This is a genomic window from Rudaea sp. 3F27F6 (genome assembly GCF_005503555.1).
GTDB lineage: Bacteria > Pseudomonadota > Gammaproteobacteria > Xanthomonadales > Rhodanobacteraceae > Rudaea.
This window is the reverse complement of sequence record NZ_SCNG01000002.1, coordinates 345,138-361,070: the sequence shown is the minus strand read 5'-3', so window position 1 is coordinate 361,070 and position 15,933 is coordinate 345,138. Positions and strand designations below refer to the sequence as shown.

Genomic DNA, 15,933 nt, shown 5'->3' with positions numbered 1-15,933 from the left:
GCCGCAACGCTTACGGCGCAGTCGGAAACCAGCCTACGACGTCTGCGATTACGTCCGTTGCGCCGCTGCTGTTGAAGATCGAGATCTGGCCGTTCGCGCCGACTTTGGCAATCACGAGATTCGGCACGGTCTTGCCCGGAACGAAATTGATGTTTGAAGAATTGGGCAGACGAGTGCCAGTGGGCCAAACCGTGAGATAACCGTTCGTTGTTGGATTGGCGACCGTTACGTTCAGCACGACAGCGCCAACTCCGACTGCAGGAATGCCTCCGCGTCCCCAAACCTGCATATTGAGAGTCGTTCCGCCAGAGCGAGGGCCTGACCCTGCAAATTGTCCGTCGATGGTTTGTTGATACCAGCGCGTGTCGAGAATACGTGCCGGGATAAGCGGCCTGAATTCCTCCGAGTTGGAGAAATAGCCGACGGCGTCCGCAACCACGTCGGTGGAGGTGCTGCCGTTAAATATCGAAACTTTGCCGTTGCTGCCGACTTGTGCAAGCACGAGATTGGGTATGGTTTCGTATGGAGCAAAGTTGAGATTGGAAGCGAGCGGCAAAGGAGTCGCCGAGGGCCAAACAGTGAGGTATCCCGCGGCGGTTGGACCGGTCACGGTGACGTTCAGAACAACGGTGGAGACGCCGCTCGCAGGAATTCCCGCGCGGCCGGTCACGTTGAGATCGAGAGTGGAAACGGCGCCAAGCGCTCCAATACCGGCAAAGCTCCCGTCACTTGTGGTGCCGATCGCGCGCGTGTCGAGAAGGCGCCGCGGGTTGAACGTGGTCAAATCGGATGCGGAGGTGAAATAGCCCACTACGTCGGCAATCAAATCTGTCGTGCCGTCGCTATTGAACAGGGAGATTTTGCCGTCCACGCCTACCTTGGTGATGACCATGTTGGCAATCGTTTTCCCCGCAACGAAATTCAAATTCGAAGAGGGCGGTATGCTGCTGCCGGCAGGCCATACACGGATGTGACCGGGCTGCGTTGGATTGGCCACCGTCACGTTCAGCGCGACGGCAGTAACGCCGCTGGCAGGCACACCGCCACGGCCGAGCACGGTGAGGTCTAAGGAGTGTCCGCCCGCTACAGCGCCAGCGCCGAGATATTGCCCATCGACCGTGAACTGATAGGGTCCTGGGCGGGTATCGAGCAAACGAGAAGGCGACAAGGGCACAAATCCCGATTCTTTGCACGTCGGGCAGTCCATCATGACTGTTTGCGGGGAACCGAAGTACCCCATCAGCCCGGTACCCAGTTGGCCTTTATTGTTGTTACCCCAGCACCATACATTGCCGCCGGTCTGCAAAGCGCAAGCATAGTCGTAGCCCAGAGCGAGGGCTGAAATATTGGATAGGCTGCCGACTAAAGTTGGCGCGTATACGTCAGACGAGCCAGCGTTTCCATTTCCAATCTGGCCGAACGTATTTCCACCCCAGCAAAAAGCCTGGCTTCCCGTCAACGCGCAGGCGAAATAGCCACCCACTGCGATTGAACTTACATTCGTCAAACCGGCGATGGAGAAAGGCAACGTGCTACTGGGGCCAAGCGGTCCAATGGAGCCCCAGCACGAAACCGTGTGATCACCGAGCAAGGCACACGTGCCGTAGCCTCCTGCTGCAACGGCGATTGCGTTCGTGATCCCATTCACCGCTACCGGAGTAGAGCTGTTCGTGTACGTTCCATTCCCGAGCTGCCCGTTGCCGTTAAATCCCCAGCAATTGATCGAACCAGTATTCATCACTGCGCAGGTATGTATACCCGTTGACGAAATGTCGACGGCCCCCGTAAGCCCTTGCACCGCGGTCGGAGTGGCACTGTTAGTGGTGCTTCCGTTACCCAGTTCTCCGTAATAGTTCGCTCCCCAGCAATAAACTGCCCCGCCGGTGACCAGTGCACAGGTATGCGCAGCGCTGGAAGCGATCATTGTTGCACTGGGAATTCCGCTGACCTGAAGAGGTACTGTACTCGGCCCGTAGAACGCTTTGCCGAGTTGTCCGTTTGAGTTATCGCCCCAGCAATAGACGATTCCGCCGGCTGCCAATGCACAGGTATGCGCGGCGCCGGCGGAAATCGCGGTGACTACCGGCAAACCGGCAACCACACCAGGAATGCCACTGTCTTGTGTGTTTCCATTCCCCAATGCACCGGCTCGGTTTGCTCCCCAGCAAGATACGACTCCTGCATCCGAAAGCGCACAACTGTGATCTTGACCGGACGAGATAGTTGTCCAGCGACTGCTTATAACTGTGCTGACAGGGGTGGCGCTGTATCCGGCTACTCCGTTTCCAAGTTGCCCCCACGAGTCGCTACCCCAGCATGAAACTGAGCCGGTATTCAAAAGAGCGCAAGTAGAGTCTTCTCCTGCAGCCAGGATTGCCACACTCACAAGTCCCTTTACGGAAACTGGAACATAACTGGTAACTGTCTGGCCGTTGCCAAGCTCCCCCGAATCGTTCTCTCCCCAACAAACTGCTCGATTGTTCGTCAGCCGCGCGCAGGTATGGTTGCCGCCTGCACTGATCGAAGTTGCTCCTGAGAGACCTTTAACGATCACCGGAATCGAGCTATCCGCATAGTTGCCCGTCCCGAGTTGCCCGGCAACATTCCAACCCCAGCATTTCACTCCACCGTCGTTCAACATAGCGCAGGAGTGGAGGCCACCCGCAGTAATCTTTGTAGCACTGGAAAGACCGCTAACATCTACCGGAACGCTGCTGTTAGTCGTGCTTCCGTTGCCGAGCTGGCCGGTGGAATTCAATCCCCAACACTTTGCCGATCCGTTTGCCAGCAGCGCGCAAGCATGATTATGACCAATGGCGATAGCCTGAGCGCTGGTTATGCCATTGACCGAAGTCGGAGTGCTGCTATTGTTCAAGCCCAAGCCAGTTCCCCAGCAAGATACAGAGCCTGAACTCAGCAGCGCACAGGTATAGTAACCACCTGTCGCTATTGCGGTGACACTGGAAAGACCTCCAACATCGACAGGAAGGCTGCTCGACGAAGAAGAAGGCGTGCCCAACTGATAATTCGAGTTGTCGCCCCAGCACTTGACAGTTCCGCCGGCTATCAGAGCGCAAGTATGGACGCTACCCGCGATGACTTGCACTACACCACTCAATCCAGATACGGCAACCGGGGTCAGGCTATTTTTTTGCGTCCCATTGCCGAGTTGACCTTTTGTGTTCGCACCCCAGCATCGTACTGAGGTATCGCTTAGCACGGCACAAGAGTGCCTATCTATGACAATTCCGCCGGTAGCGATGCCGGTGACGTTGCTGAGAGGGATCGCCACTGCAATAGCAGTTGATGTGTTGATAAGCAGAAATACGGCTGCGAGCAACCGTTTAAAGACAGATAGCGCAGCAGCGCTGTGCTGATTACCAAGCAAGTACTTGGCAAACCCTAAGCGGACGAACATTGGGAACCCCTGTGCGTGTAAATCTCATCGATATCTGCCGGACCCGTTAGGCAGGTATCACCCGGTGGAAATTCTAGCTTAAGGAGCGTCCCCAAAGGAATTCCGAGCAGTGAGCTTTAGAACTTAGATAAAGAATTGTCCTCGGTCATTGGTAATCAATTTGAAAGATTTACGGGAAATTTTTTGTAAGGCATAACTGCATCTTGTTGTGCATGAAGCTGCTACAGCTTTGCGTGGATGCAAGATGAAAATCATCCTGTTGCCGTAGCGTTATCGGTGATCGACGGACCGCCGTTGCGCACTAAAGTCACGTCAGGCCAAGGCATCGCTTGTATTCGGTGCTTTCAATTTTCATGATGCGGGAATCCGTTTTTTATTTGGCGGCCCTGTCCGAGCGGCGAAAAGCGCGAGCAGTAAACCAAGAACTGAATTCCAGCGCTCTCGGAAGCGGCGATTCGTGCGCATCGCGTATCATGCCGGTATGGCAAAGCGTCGAACTGAAACCAGTACGCAACTGTTCGCCGAACCCGCGGGCCTGAAGCCGCTCGCCGAGCGCATGCGTCCGCGCATGCTCGACGAAATCGTCGGGCAGGCGCGCCTGCTCGGTGCGGGCACCGCACTCCGCCGTTCGATCGAGGCGGGGCATGTGCATTCGATGGTGCTGTGGGGGCCGCCCGGTTGCGGCAAGACCACGCTGGCGCTGTTGCTTGCGAAGTATGCGAACGCGCGGTTCAAGGCGATCTCGGCTGTGCTTTCGGGGCTTGCCGACGTACGCGCCGCGCTTGCGGAAGCCGAAGTCGCGTTCGCGCAGGGCGAGCGCAGCGTGCTGTTCGTCGACGAGGTCCACCGTTTCAACAAGGCACAGCAGGATGCGTTCCTGCCGCATATCGAAAAAGGCGTGATCCTGTTTGTCGGCGCGACGACGGAGAATCCTTCATTCGAGTTGAATTCCGCGTTGCTCTCGCGCTGCCGCGTACACGTGATGGATGCGGTGTCGACGGATGCGATCGTCGAGGCTTTGCAGCGCGCGCTGCGCGATGAGGAGCGCGGTCTCGGTCAGATGCATCTCCAAATCGCCGACGCGTCGCTGCAATTGATTGCGCAGGCCGCCGACGGCGATGTGCGCCGTGCCTTGACCCTGCTCGAAATCGCGGCCGATGTCGCGCACGAAGGCGTGATCGACGAAGCGACCCTGAGCCAGATTCTCGCCGATCGCACGCGCCGATTCGACAAGGGCGGCGAGCAGTTTTACGATCAGATCTCGGCGCTGCACAAATCCGTGCGTTCAAGCGACGCGGACGCGGCCCTGTACTGGTGCACGCGCATGCTCGACGGCGGCGTCGATCCGGCTTATCTCGCGCGCCGGCTCACGCGCATGGCGATCGAGGATGTCGGTCTCGCCGATCCGCGCGCGCTGACATTGGCGCTCGAAGCCTGGGACACCTACGACCGACTTGGTTCGCCGGAGGGCGAACTCGCCCTGGCCGAAACCGCGATCTATCTCGCGATTGCGGCGAAGAGCAATGCGGCCTATGCCGCGTATGGCGAAGTGCGCGGCCTGATCGGCGAGACCGGCACGCTCGACGTGCCGATGCATCTGCGCAATGCGCCGACCAAGTTGATGAAGGGGCTCGGCTACGGCAGCGGTTATCAATACGATCCCGATGTCGAAGGCGGTATCGCTTTCGATCAGCAATGCCTGCCCGACGCGCTGGTCGGGCGCGAGTTCTACCGCCCGAGCGAGCGCGGCCTCGAAGCCAGGATCCGCGAAAAGCTTGATGCCGTGCGCACTGCGCGCAGCGCGGCTCTCGGCAAACGCCGCGGCGGTTAGTTTCTCGCTGCGCGGCAGTATTCCCGCCGCGAATACTTGCGGCTGGCATTTCTATTATCCGCACGCTGCCGCGACGCCTAGACTGGCCGGAGAGTCCTTCCCGCGGAAGATGTCGTGCCGTCCACTCCCTCGCTGCTGCGCCACTATATCGACGGTGAATTCGTTGCGAGCGCGAAGACCTTCGCGAACGTCTCGCCCGTCGATGGGCGCACCCTCGGGCAAGTTTGCGAGGCCGGCAGCGAGGAAGTGAATCGTGCCGTCGCCGCCGGGAAGGCGGCGCAAGCGGGCACTTGGGGGCGAACGAGCGCGAGTGAGCGTGCTGACGTGCTGCTGCGCATCGCCAGTGGCATCGAACGCCGTTTTGAGGATTTCGTCGCCGCCGAGGTCGCCGACACGGGGCGCTCGCTGCAGCAGGCGCGCACGCTCGACGTTGCGAGAGGCGTGCAGAATTTCCGCACTTTCGCCGAACTGGTCCGTCAGGCCGGCGGCGAGTTTTACGAAATGCGTGCGATGGACGGCAACGACGTCTTCAGCTACACGCTGCGCAAGCCACACGGTGTCGTCGCCGTGATTTCGCCGTGGAATCTGCCGCTGCTATTGTTGACCTGGAAAGTGGCGCCGGCACTGGCCTGTGGCAATTCGATCATCGCCAAGCCTTCGGAGGAAACGCCGTCGAGCGCGACTCTGCTGGCTGAAGTGATCGACGAAGCCGGGCTGCCGAAGGGCGCGTTCAATCTGGTCCACGGCTTCGGTCCCGATTCCGCCGGCGAGTTTCTGACCCGCCATGCCGACGTCGATGCGATCACCTTCACCGGCGAATCGCGCACCGGCGAAGCGATCATGAAGGCCGCCGCCGAAGGCGTGCGTGACGTGTCGTTCGAACTTGGCGGCAAGAATGCGGCCGTGGTGTTCGCCGATGCGGATTTCGACAAGGCCGTCGCGGGCGTGCTGCGTTCGAGTTTCACCAATTCGGGCCAGGTCTGCCTGTGTTCGGAGCGCGTGTACGTTGAGCGGCCGATCTACGAACGCTTCGTCGCGGCGATGAAGGCCGGCGCCGAGAATCTCAAGATCGGCTATCCCGACGAGGACGGCGTCAATATGGGACCGCTGATATCGCACGCGCATCGCGACAAGGTGCTGGCCTATTTCGACCTCGCGCGCGCGGAAGGCGCGACCGTGGTCAGCGGTGGCGGCGTGCCGCGCTTCGGTGATGCGCGCGACGGTGGCGCCTATGTGCAACCGACGATCTGGACCGGGCTTGCCGACGACGCGCGTTGCGTACGCGAGGAAGTGTTCGGCCCGGTCTGCCATATCGCCCCGTTCGATTCCGAAGACGAGGTTCTGCGTCGCGTGAACGATTCGGACTACGGCCTCTGCGCGGCGTTGTGGACGCGCGATCTGAAGCGCGCGCACGCGCTTTCGCGTCGTTTCCGCGTCGGTATGGTCTGGGTCAACACCTGGTTCCTGCGCGACCTGCGCACGCCGTTCGGCGGCGTCGGCCTGTCGGGCATCGGCCGCGAAGGCGGGCGGCACTCGCTCGATTTCTATTCCGAACTGACGACGGTCTGCGTGAATCCCTGAGGCGAAAATGACTGAAACCCGATCCACCGTCGTCGAAGGGAAGGCCACGCCGCGCGGCCGTTTCCCGCATATCAAGCGAGCCGGCGATTTTCTGTTCGTCTCGGGTACGAGTTCGCGCCGCGCGGACAACAGCATCGCTGGCGCGGAGGTCGATGCGATGGGCACGACGCGGCTCGATATTCGCGAGCAGACGCGCGCGGTGATCGAAAACATCCGCGACATCCTCGCCAGCGAGAACGCGATGCTCGACGACGTCGTTGAGATTTCGACGTTCCTCGTTGATATGAACGATTTCGGCGGTTACAACGAAGTCTATGCGCAGTATTTCGACCAGAACGGCCCGACGCGCACGACGGTAGCGGTGCATCAGTTGCCGCATCCGCATCTGCGTATCGAAATCAAAGCTGTTGCCTACGCTCCGGTGCCGCGATGAAGATCGACATGCACTCGCATTTCTTCCCGCGCATCGACCGCGACGAGGCCGCGCGCCTGTGCCCGCAGCGCGCGCCGTGGCTGCATACCGAGGGCCGCAGCGGACAGATCATGGTCGGCGAGAAAGCGTTCCGGCCGGTCGACGACGTGCTCTGGGATACCGCGCATCGGGTCGACTATCTCGACGAGCAGGGCCTCGACGTGCAGGTGATGTGCGCGACGCCGGTGATGTTCGGCTACGAGCAGCCGATCGCGCGCGCTCTGCCGTGGGCGCAGCGCATGAACGACCGTGCGATCGAGATGACCGCCGCAGCGCCGAAGCGGCTCAAAGTGCTGGCTCAAGTGCCGCTACAGGATCTCGACGCGGCCTGTCGCGAGGCGAGCCGCGCCAAGGCTTGCGGGCATGTCGGCGTGCAGATCGGCAATCATGTCGGCAATCTCGATCTCGACCACGAGGATCTGATCGCCTTCCTCACGCATTGCGCGCATGAAGACATTGCCGTGCTCGTGCATCCCTGGGACATGATGGGCCGCGAGCGCATGAAGAAGTGGATGCTGCCGTGGCTCGTCGCGATGCCGGCGGAAACGCAGCTCGGCATTCTGTCGCTGATTCTGTCCGGCGCGTTCGAGCGCCTGCCGGCAAGTCTGCGCATCTGTTTCGCGCACGGCGGCGGCGGTTTCGCCTTCCTGCTAGGCCGCGTCGACAATGCCTGGCGGCATCGCGACATCGTGCGCGAAGATTGCCCGCAGTTGCCGTCGAGCTACGTCAAGCGCTTCTACGTCGATTCGGCGGTGTTCGATCCGCGCGCGCTGCAACTGCTCGTCGACGTTATGGGTGCGGATCGGGTGATGCTCGGTTCCGATGCGCCTTTCCCGCTCGGCGAGCAGGATATCGGTTCAGGCGTGCTCGGTCATGCGGCGCTGGCCGATGCGGATAAGCAGAAAATCTGTGCCGACAACGCGCGTGCGTTCTTCGGGATTTAGGCTTCCCTTCTCCCCTCGGGAGAAGGTGGCGCGCAGCGCCGTATGAGGGCAAAGCCTTGCAGTTCTCAACGAGGTGAATTTGTGGACGGCTTTTCCCTCATCCGCCCCTTCGGGGCACCTTCTCCCGCGGGGAGAAGGGAAGAAAATTGCACGTGCTCGCGGCTCGCGGCGCGCAGGCATTCACGCAGCATCAGCGCAGCCGGCGTCGGCTCGCGCGTAGCCGAATAGAAGCAGCCGATATCGCCGAATTGCAGCGCGCCGCCGAGGTCGAATTCCTTGAGCAGGCCGGCTTCGGCGAAATTGCGGATCGCCTCGCGCGGCATCAATGCAATCGTGCGCTGGTCCTGCATCAGGGTGATATTGGTCAGGATCGACAGCGATTCGACCACGTTGTCGGGTATCGGCAGGCCGGCTTCGGCGAACAAGGCGTCGGCAGTGCGGCGCAGGAACGAATCGCGCGTTGGCAGCACCCACGGATAGGCGTGCAGATCGACGAACTTGGTGCGCTTCTTGTGCATCGGATGGCGCGCACCGGCGACGACGCTGAGCGATTCGCGATAGAGCGGCTCGACCTTGAGCAATGGTGATTCGTTGCGCCGACTCCAGTCATGCACATCCCAATCGTCGGGCACCCGGCTGACGACGAGATCGAGTTCGCCGTCGGCAAGCGCCGGGAACAACTGATCCATCTGGCCGATGCGCAGCGACAGCAGCACCTTCGGCGCCTTCTCCTTGAGCAGCTGCGTGGCGCGCGGCAGCAGCCAGGCCGACGCAGAAATCAACGTGCCGACGATCACGTGCCCGGCGCTGCCTTCGAGATAAGCGTTGACCTCATCGGTCAACAGGCGCAGGTCGGAGATGAACGACTTCGAGCGTTGCAGCACGCGTTCGCCGAGCGGCGTCGCGCTGACGCCGCGATTGCCGCGCACGAGCAGGGGCGCGCCAAAGTAGGATTCCAGTTCGTGGATAACCTTGGTGACCGAAGGCTGGGTCAGGTTCAGTGCCTGCGCCGCGCGCAGGATCGAACCGCTCTCGAGCACCTGCGCATAAACGATAAGCTGGTAGAACTTCAGCTTGCGGGCGATCGAGAGCGTGGTGAATTTCATTCAGTGTCGCTCAACGGAGTCAGATGCGCCGCGACGTCGGCGTCGACAGCGGCCCAATCGACCTGTTCGATCGACGCTGTGTTCGCGGTGGCGCGCCGCAGTATCCCCTGCTGGATCTCGCTGCGCTCGAGCGCGACGGAATAGGGCACGCGCATAAAGCTGACCATCGCGTAGTGCGGCACGAAGACGCCCGGATGGCGTTCCTGCAGGCGCAGCTCCAGTTCGCGTTGCAGGCGGTAGTCGGCGTCGTCGACGCGATCGCGCATCTCCAGGTAATTTTCCAGCGCCATCTGCTGGATCGCGCGCGCGTTCGGCTTGCGTTCGGCCTCGAACGCGGCGAAGGCGTCGGCGAAATCGGCATGCGCGTCGAGATGCTCGGCGAGCGCGGCGCAGTCTTCGAACGCACAGTTCATGCCCTGGCCGTGGAACGGCACCATCGCGTGCGCGGCATCGCCGATCAGCAGGGCGCGGCCGTCGAGATGCCAGCGTTCAAGATGCAGGGTGGCGAGCGTGCTCGCCGGGTTCTTCGCCCAATCGTGTTCGAGTTCGGGGATCAGCGGCACGGCGTCGGGAAAATCGCGCTCGAAGAAGCGGCGCGCTTCGAGCGGCGTCTTGATCGTGGCGAAACTTGGATCTTCGGTGGTGCTGTTGCCTTCGTTCGCCATGAACAGGGTGACGGTGAAGCTCTTTGCGTCGTTCGGCAACGCGATGCACATGTAGCTGCCGCGCGGCCAGATATGTAGCGCGTTCGGTTCGATGCGGAAGCCGCCGTCGGCCGCGGGCGGAATTTCGAGCTCCTTGTAGCCGTGACCGAGAAACTCGGTGCGCTCGCCGAGTTCCGTCACTTGGCTCATCGCGCCGCGCAGGGCCGAACCGGCGCCGTCACTCCCGATCAGTGCGCGGAACGGGACGGCGAAACTGTGTTGGTTTCGGTCGTCGATAAAGTGGGCGATGCGGTCATCGAAATCGACTCGGTCGAGACGACGGTCGAAATGCAGTCTGGCGCCGGCCTGCTCGGCGAGATTCAGCAGGGTGATGTTGAGTTCGCCGCGATGCACCGACCAGATCACTTCGGAATCGTCACGGCCGTAACGCTGCAAGTTCACCTCGCCGTGCAGAGGATGCACCATGCGTCCGCGCATCATCACAGTCTTGGCCATCACCTGCGCTTCGGCTTCGGCGAGGCGCAGCGGATGGCGGCCGCGTTCGGCGAGGGCGAGGTTGATCGACCGGCCGCCTTGATAGCCGGCGATGCGCGGATCGCCGCGTCGCTCGTACACGTCGACCTGCCAGCCGCGCAGCGCGAGCAGGCGGGCGAGCAGGGCGCCGGCAAGGCCCGCGCCGATCAGGGTGATGCTGCGCTCAGCGGCCATCGCGCCATGCCTCCACGGCTTCGACGAAACCAACCACGTCGTTGTAAGTGTTGTACGAAGGCGTCGGCGAGATGCGGATCACGTCGGGCTCGCGCCAGTCGCCGGTGACGCCGTGTGCGGACAGGTAATCGAACAGCTCTCGACCGCGCGCACGACCGCCTTGCACGCGCAGCGAGAGCTGGCAGCCGCGGCGCTCCGCTTGCGCGGGTGTCGCGATCGAAAGCACATCGCCGAGGCGTTCGCGGATCAGCGTTTCGAGCCAGCCGGTCAGGCTCAGCGATTTCTCGCGCAGCGCCGGCATGCCGACGGCGTCGAACAGTTCCAGCGACGCGCGCAGCGGGGCCAAGCCGAGGATCGGCGGATTGCTGAGCTGCCAGCCGTCCGCACCGACGGTCGGCACGAATTGCGGGCCCATGCGGAAGCGCGTTTCTTTCTCGTGGCCCCACCAGCCGGCGAAACGTGGGCGTTCGCTGCGCGCATGGCGCTCGTGGACGAACGCGCCGGCGACCGCGCCCGGTCCCGAGTTCATGTATTTGTAGTGGCACCAGACGGCGAAGTCGGCGCCGATGTCGTGCAAGCGCAGCGGCAGATTGCCGACCGCGTGGGCGAGATCGAAACCGGCGATGGCGCCTTGCGCATGGGCGAGCCGGGCGATCTCGGCAAGGTCGAAGGCCTGGCCGGTGCGATATTGCACGCCGGGCCAGAGCACGAGGGCGAGGCGCGGGCCGTGGCGTTCGATCGCGCTGGCGATGGCCGCCATCGAGAACGTGCCGTCGGCCTCGTCGGGTTCGAGTTCGATCAGGTCGGTCGCCGGGTCGAAGCCGTGAAAGCGCACCTGCGATTCGAGCGCGTAGCGGTCGGACGGGAAGGCACCGGCTTCCATGAGAATCGCCGGCCGTTCGCGCGTCGGTCGATAGAAACTCACCATGAGAAAGTGCAGGTTCGCGGTCAGCGAATTCATCGCAACGACTTCGCTCGGCTGCGCGCCGACCACGCGCGCGAGCGGATCGCGCACGAGTTCGTGGTAGGGCATCCACTGCGCCTGCCCGGTGAAATGACCTTCGACTGCCTGCTGCGCCCACTTGTCGAGCACTTCCTCGACGTGCGCGCGCGCGCCGGCCGGCTGCAGGCCGAGCGAGTTGCCGCAGAAGTAGAGCTGGTCGCGGTCGCCGTGGCGGGGAATCAGGAATTTCGCGCGCAGCGCGCGCAATGGATCGGCGGAATCGAGGGCGAGAGCGTGGTGGCGGGCATCCTGATTTTGCATCGCGAAAATCGTTCTACGAATGGAGGCGCAATGATAATGTCAGCGCCCCTCTTTGATTCGACGGAATTCGGTGACGAAGTATTCCATTCGGGAATAGCGCTCGGTTTCGCCATGGTTTCGTCCGCGCCGCGCCCGAATGCTGCGCAGCGGCTTGCGACGGCAGCGGCCGCGGCGTAGCGTCGCGGCTCCATTCGCGAGGGGAGATGTGCCATGCGTTACGTGATCGCGGCGCTGCTCGGCGCCATCGTCGTTTTCCTCTGGGGCTTCGTTGCGCACATGCTGTTGCCGATCGGCGAGATGGGCATGCGCAAACCGGTCAACGAGGACGTGGTGCTGCAGTCGGTTTCGGCCGGTCTGCCGCAGCAGGGCATCTATCTGCTGCCGCACATCGATCCGGAGAAAATGGGCGACGAGGCGGCAAAGAAAGCGTGGTCGGACAAGATGGCGCAGACCCAGTTCACCTTCGTCGCAGTCGGGCCGAAGATCGCGAATCCGGCCGACATGAGCGGCAACCTGGTCAAGCAGTTCATCGGCAGCTATCTCGCTGCGCTGATCGTCGCCCTCATGCTCGCGGCGACGAACTGGAGTTTCGGCCAGCGCGTGCTCGGCAGTCTCGGCTTCGGCGTATTTGGCTGGCTGACGAATATCGTGCCGCTGTGGAACTGGTACCGCTTCCCCGACGATTTCAACATCGGCAACCTGATCGAGCAGGGCGTCGGCTGGCTGCTCGCGGGCTTGGTCATTGCTTGGTGGCTCGGCCGGCGCAGATAGCCGTTATCGGATAGTGCATTGCGGCAATATCGGGGGCGCGGGATAATCCGCGCCCTTTTTGTCGTTTGTGAAATCCCTGCCATGCTCGATCCAGCCCTGCTGCGCGGCCAGCTCGATACCGTCGCCGAAAAACTCAAAGCGCGCGGCTACGACCTGCCGAAATCGCAGATCGAAGCGCTCGAAACGCAGCGCAAGGCTGTGCAGGTGCAGACGCAGGAGCTGCAGAACAAGCGCAACACCTTGTCGAAATCGATCGGACAGGCCAAGGCCAAGGGCGAAGACACCGCCGGGCTGATGGCCGACGTCGCCGGCATCGGCGATCAGCTCAAGGCCAACGAGGCCGCGCTGGCCGAGGTGCAGGCTGAACTCGCCAAGATCACGCTCGGCATTCCGAATCTCGCCGATGAGTCCGTGCCGGCCGGCAAGGACGAGAGTGAAAATGTCGAAGTATCCAAATGGGGTACGCCGCGCAGCTTCGATTTCGCGGTGAAGGACCACGTCGATCTCGGCGCCCGCCACGGCTGGCTCGACGGCGACACCGGCGCAAAACTGTCCGGCGCCCGCTTCACCGTGCTGCGCGGCGACCTGGCGCGCCTGCATCGGGCGCTGGCGCAGTTCATGCTCGATCTGCATACGGGCGAGCACGGCTACCTCGAATGCAATGTGCCGCTGCTGGTCAACCCGGAAACGATGCGGGGTACGGGGCAACTACCGAAGTTTGAGGTAGATTTATTTAAAACTATCGTGCAGGAAACGACGCATCGCGATGATGGCTCGTTTAGCTATCCCCGCTCACGTTATCTGATTCCGACCGCGGAAGTGTCGCTGACCAATATCGTTGCCGACACGATCGTCGAAGCAGACGGTCTGCCGCTGCGCATGACCGCGCATTCGCCGTGCTTCCGCGCCGAGGCCGGTTCGCACGGCCGCGACACGCGCGGCTATATCCGCCAGCATCAGTTCGAGAAAGTGGAACTCGTGACGATCGCGGCGCCGGCACAGAGCGCCGAAGAGCACGAACGAATGACGCGCTGCGCCGAAGTCGTGCTGGAAAAACTCGAACTGCCGTACCGCAAAGTGCTGCTGTGCACGGGCGACATGGGTTTCGCCGCGGCCAAGACCTACGATCTCGAAGTCTGGCTGCCGTCGCAGAATACTTACCGCGAAATTTCGTCGTGCTCGAACTGCGGCGACTTCCAGGCGCGGCGCATGCAGGCGCGCTGGCGTAATCCGGCGACCGGCAAGCCCGAACTCGTGCATACGCTGAACGGTTCGGGCGTGGCGGTCGGCCGTGCGCTCGTTGCGGTGATGGAGAACTATCAGAACGCCGACGGTTCGATCGACGTGCCGAAGGCGCTGCAGCCGTACATGCGCGGACTTACGCGTATTTCCTGACTTCGCCTGCGGCCGCGTCGCCCGCGGCCGAATGGAACACCTTGAAGCGTTCGAGGTCGTCCATGAAGCTCTTGTCGCCGAACGACTTTTCGTTCGAGCCGAACGGCATCTGCGCGCGCAGCTTCCACGAGGCCGGAATCTGCCAGCGCGCCGCGACTTCCGCGTCGATCAGCGGGTTGTAGTGCTGCAGGCTGGCGCCGATGTCGGCGTTGGCGAGCGCGGTCCACACGGCGAACTGCGCCATGCCGCTGGCCTGCTCCGACCACACTGGAAAATTGTCGGCATAGAGCGCGAACTTTTCCTGCAGGCCTTTGACCACGTTCTGGTCTTCGTAGAACAGCACGGTGCCGGCACCGGCGGCGAAAGCGTCGAGCTTGGCTTCGGTCGCGGCGAACGCGTCGGCCGGCACGATCTTGCGCAGAGCCTCCTTGGCGATGTTCCACAACTCCAGGCTCTGCTCGCCGAACAGGATCACGGCGCGCGAGCTCTGCGAGTTGAACGAAGACGGGGCGAGGCGGATCGCCTCCTGGATCAGGGTCGAGGTCTGTCCGGGGGAGAGCGGCAGCGCTTTGCCGAGCGCGTACTGGGTGCGGCGCTTCTTGAGGGATTCGATCATCAGGTTGTTCATGGCTTTTCCTTTCGGGTTCGGTGCGGGTGCATCGACCCGGCCGTATTGGTTCCACTTCAGGCCGACCTGGCGATGCGTCGGGCAAAAATGTAATACCGCACGCCGGAGGTGATAAGCTGGCTAAAAGAGGTTAGGGCGTTCCATTTTCAGAACGATGGGGGCGAGCGGTGCAGGATCTCAACGATCTCTACTACTTCTCGATCGTGGTCGAGAAAGGCGGCTTTGCCGCAGCCGGGCGAGCTTTGGACATCCCGAAATCGCGGCTCAGCCGGCGCATCGCGCAGTTGGAGGACCGCCTCGGCGTGCGCCTGCTGCAGCGCTCGACGCGGCGCTTCGCCGTCACCGACGCGGGCCAGCGCTTCTACGGTCATTGCCAGAGCGTGATGGCCGAGGCGCAGGCCGCCGAGGATGCCGTCGCCCAGTTGACCAGCGAGCCGCGCGGCCTCGTGCGCGTGAGCTGCCCGGTGTCGATTACGCAGAACGTGATGACGACGATCCTGCCCGAGTTCTGCGAAAAGTATCCGCAAGTGCGCATCCTGATGATGTCGACGAACCGGCGCATCGATCTGATCAACGAAGGCGTCGACGTCGCGATCCGCGTGCGCTTCAAGCTCGATACCGACGGCGATCTGGTGCTGCGCACGTTCGGCCGTAGTTCCTCCTTCCTCGTCGCGAGCCCGGGCTATCTGCGTGAGCGCGGCCGGCCCGAGCATCCGCAGGAACTGACCAAGTACGACACGATCAGCATTGCCGAACTGGAGAACCAGTCCTGGGAATTCTCCCGGCGCGACGGCGGGACGTATCGACTCGACCATTCTCCGCGCGTGATGTGCGGCGATTTTCCGCTCGTGCTCGCCGCGGCGGCGCGCGGGCTCGGCGTGGCCCTGCTGCCCGAGAGCGTATGCACGCGCGCGGTGGCCGCGGGCGAACTCGAAGTCGTGCTGCCGGAATGGAGTCCGCCCGAAGGCATCGTGCATTGCGTGTTCCCGTCGCGGCGCGGTCTGCTGCCCGCGGTGCGCGCGCTGATCGACTGGCTTGCCGAGAAAATGCCGATTGCGGCCGAGACGCAGGTGCCGGGAATCTAGTCCCGAAAAAATGGGCAGCCCGCTCGATGCGCGTTGGCGAAGAGCGCGAGCGATCTGTCCGAGAA

General features: G+C 62.4%; 12 protein-coding genes. 7 read left to right on the top strand and 5 right to left on the bottom strand.

Annotated elements, in window-relative coordinates:
- Positions 1-10 precede the first annotated feature (10 nt).
- Positions 11-3,418 carry a hypothetical protein gene (locus FFS30_RS09480; protein ID WP_137912901.1) on the bottom strand — a complete coding sequence of 1,136 codons (3,408 nt, stop codon included), beginning with the start codon at positions 3,416-3,418 and terminating at the stop codon, positions 11-13.
- 481 nt (positions 3,419-3,899) lie between these two features.
- On the opposite strand from FFS30_RS09480, the gene FFS30_RS09475 reads away from it, so the two are divergent.
- From FFS30_RS09475 to FFS30_RS09460, 4 genes are all read left to right on the top strand, one after another.
- Entirely contained in the window at positions 3,900-5,249 is a 1,350-nt protein-coding gene (locus tag FFS30_RS09475) for a replication-associated recombination protein A (RefSeq protein ID WP_137912900.1), read from the top strand.
- Positions 5,250-5,363: 114 nt separating this feature from the next.
- On the top strand, positions 5,364-6,830 hold the full coding sequence (locus FFS30_RS09470; protein WP_137912899.1) for a 2-hydroxymuconic semialdehyde dehydrogenase: 1,467 nt from the start codon (positions 5,364-5,366) through the stop codon (positions 6,828-6,830).
- A 7-nt stretch (positions 6,831-6,837) separates the two neighbouring features.
- Positions 6,838-7,263 (top strand): RidA family protein, encoded by a 426-nt coding sequence (locus FFS30_RS09465; RefSeq protein WP_137912898.1) that lies wholly within the window; start codon positions 6,838-6,840, stop codon positions 7,261-7,263.
- Positions 7,260-8,246 carry an amidohydrolase family protein gene (locus tag FFS30_RS09460; RefSeq protein ID WP_137912897.1) on the top strand — a complete coding sequence of 329 codons (987 nt, stop codon included), beginning with the start codon at positions 7,260-7,262 and terminating at the stop codon, positions 8,244-8,246. Before FFS30_RS09465 ends, FFS30_RS09460 begins: the two co-directional genes overlap by 4 nt.
- Positions 8,247-8,311: 65 nt before the next feature.
- Here FFS30_RS09460 and FFS30_RS09455 read toward each other — a convergent pair whose 3' ends face one another.
- Genes FFS30_RS09455 through kynU form a run of 3 tightly spaced genes read right to left on the bottom strand, consistent with a single transcriptional unit; the run spans position 8,312 to position 11,989 of the window.
- Positions 8,312-9,352, bottom strand: coding sequence for a LysR substrate-binding domain-containing protein (locus FFS30_RS09455; RefSeq protein ID WP_249352343.1), 1,041 nt, complete (start codon positions 9,350-9,352; stop codon positions 8,312-8,314).
- Positions 9,349-10,725 (bottom strand): FAD-dependent monooxygenase, encoded by a 1,377-nt coding sequence (locus FFS30_RS09450; protein ID WP_137912896.1) that lies wholly within the window; start codon positions 10,723-10,725, stop codon positions 9,349-9,351. The genes FFS30_RS09455 and FFS30_RS09450 overlap by 4 nt, the downstream gene beginning before the upstream one ends.
- The gene (gene kynU / locus FFS30_RS09445) at positions 10,715-11,989 is read right to left on the bottom strand and encodes a kynureninase (RefSeq protein WP_137912895.1); all 1,275 of its coding nucleotides are present in this window, start codon (positions 11,987-11,989) and stop codon (positions 10,715-10,717) included. The genes FFS30_RS09450 and kynU overlap by 11 nt, the downstream gene beginning before the upstream one ends.
- Before the next feature lie 210 nt (positions 11,990-12,199).
- On the opposite strand from kynU, the gene FFS30_RS09440 reads away from it, so the two are divergent.
- Together FFS30_RS09440 and serS are read left to right on the top strand one after the other, a co-directional pair.
- Entirely contained in the window at positions 12,200-12,760 is a 561-nt protein-coding gene (locus tag FFS30_RS09440; RefSeq protein WP_137912894.1) for a hypothetical protein, read from the top strand.
- A gap of 81 nt (positions 12,761-12,841) precedes the next feature.
- The gene (gene serS / locus FFS30_RS09435; RefSeq protein WP_137912893.1) at positions 12,842-14,155 is read left to right on the top strand and encodes a serine--tRNA ligase; all 1,314 of its coding nucleotides are present in this window, start codon (positions 12,842-12,844) and stop codon (positions 14,153-14,155) included.
- Here serS and FFS30_RS09430 read toward each other — a convergent pair.
- Positions 14,139-14,783: a nitroreductase family protein gene (locus FFS30_RS09430; RefSeq protein WP_137912892.1), complete on the bottom strand. Its 645-nt coding sequence runs from the start codon at positions 14,781-14,783 to the stop codon at positions 14,139-14,141. The genes serS and FFS30_RS09430 overlap by 17 nt on opposite strands.
- Before the next feature lie 167 nt (positions 14,784-14,950).
- Here FFS30_RS09430 and FFS30_RS09425 point away from each other — a divergent pair, with 167 nt between their 5' ends.
- Positions 14,951-15,868 (top strand): LysR substrate-binding domain-containing protein, encoded by a 918-nt coding sequence (locus FFS30_RS09425; protein WP_137912891.1) that lies wholly within the window; start codon positions 14,951-14,953, stop codon positions 15,866-15,868.
- Positions 15,869-15,933: the final 65 nt, after the last annotated feature.

Coding starts and splice junctions, on each gene's coding strand:
- FFS30_RS09480 (WP_137912901.1), bottom strand. CDS start 3,418: ATGTTCGTCCGCTTAGGGTTTGCCAAGTACTTGCTTGGTAATCAGCAC.
- FFS30_RS09475 (WP_137912900.1), top strand. CDS start 3,900: ATGGCAAAGCGTCGAACTGAAACCAGTACGCAACTGTTCGCCGAACCC.
- FFS30_RS09465 (WP_137912898.1), top strand. CDS start 6,838: ATGACTGAAACCCGATCCACCGTCGTCGAAGGGAAGGCCACGCCGCGC.
- FFS30_RS09460 (WP_137912897.1), top strand. CDS start 7,260: ATGAAGATCGACATGCACTCGCATTTCTTCCCGCGCATCGACCGCGAC.
- FFS30_RS09455 (WP_249352343.1), bottom strand. CDS start 9,352: ATGAAATTCACCACGCTCTCGATCGCCCGCAAGCTGAAGTTCTACCAG.
- FFS30_RS09450 (WP_137912896.1), bottom strand. CDS start 10,725: ATGGCCGCTGAGCGCAGCATCACCCTGATCGGCGCGGGCCTTGCCGGC.
- kynU (WP_137912895.1), bottom strand. CDS start 11,989: ATGCAAAATCAGGATGCCCGCCACCACGCTCTCGCCCTCGATTCCGCC.
- FFS30_RS09440 (WP_137912894.1), top strand. CDS start 12,200: ATGCGTTACGTGATCGCGGCGCTGCTCGGCGCCATCGTCGTTTTCCTC.
- serS (WP_137912893.1), top strand. CDS start 12,842: ATGCTCGATCCAGCCCTGCTGCGCGGCCAGCTCGATACCGTCGCCGAA.
- FFS30_RS09430 (WP_137912892.1), bottom strand. CDS start 14,783: ATGAACAACCTGATGATCGAATCCCTCAAGAAGCGCCGCACCCAGTAC.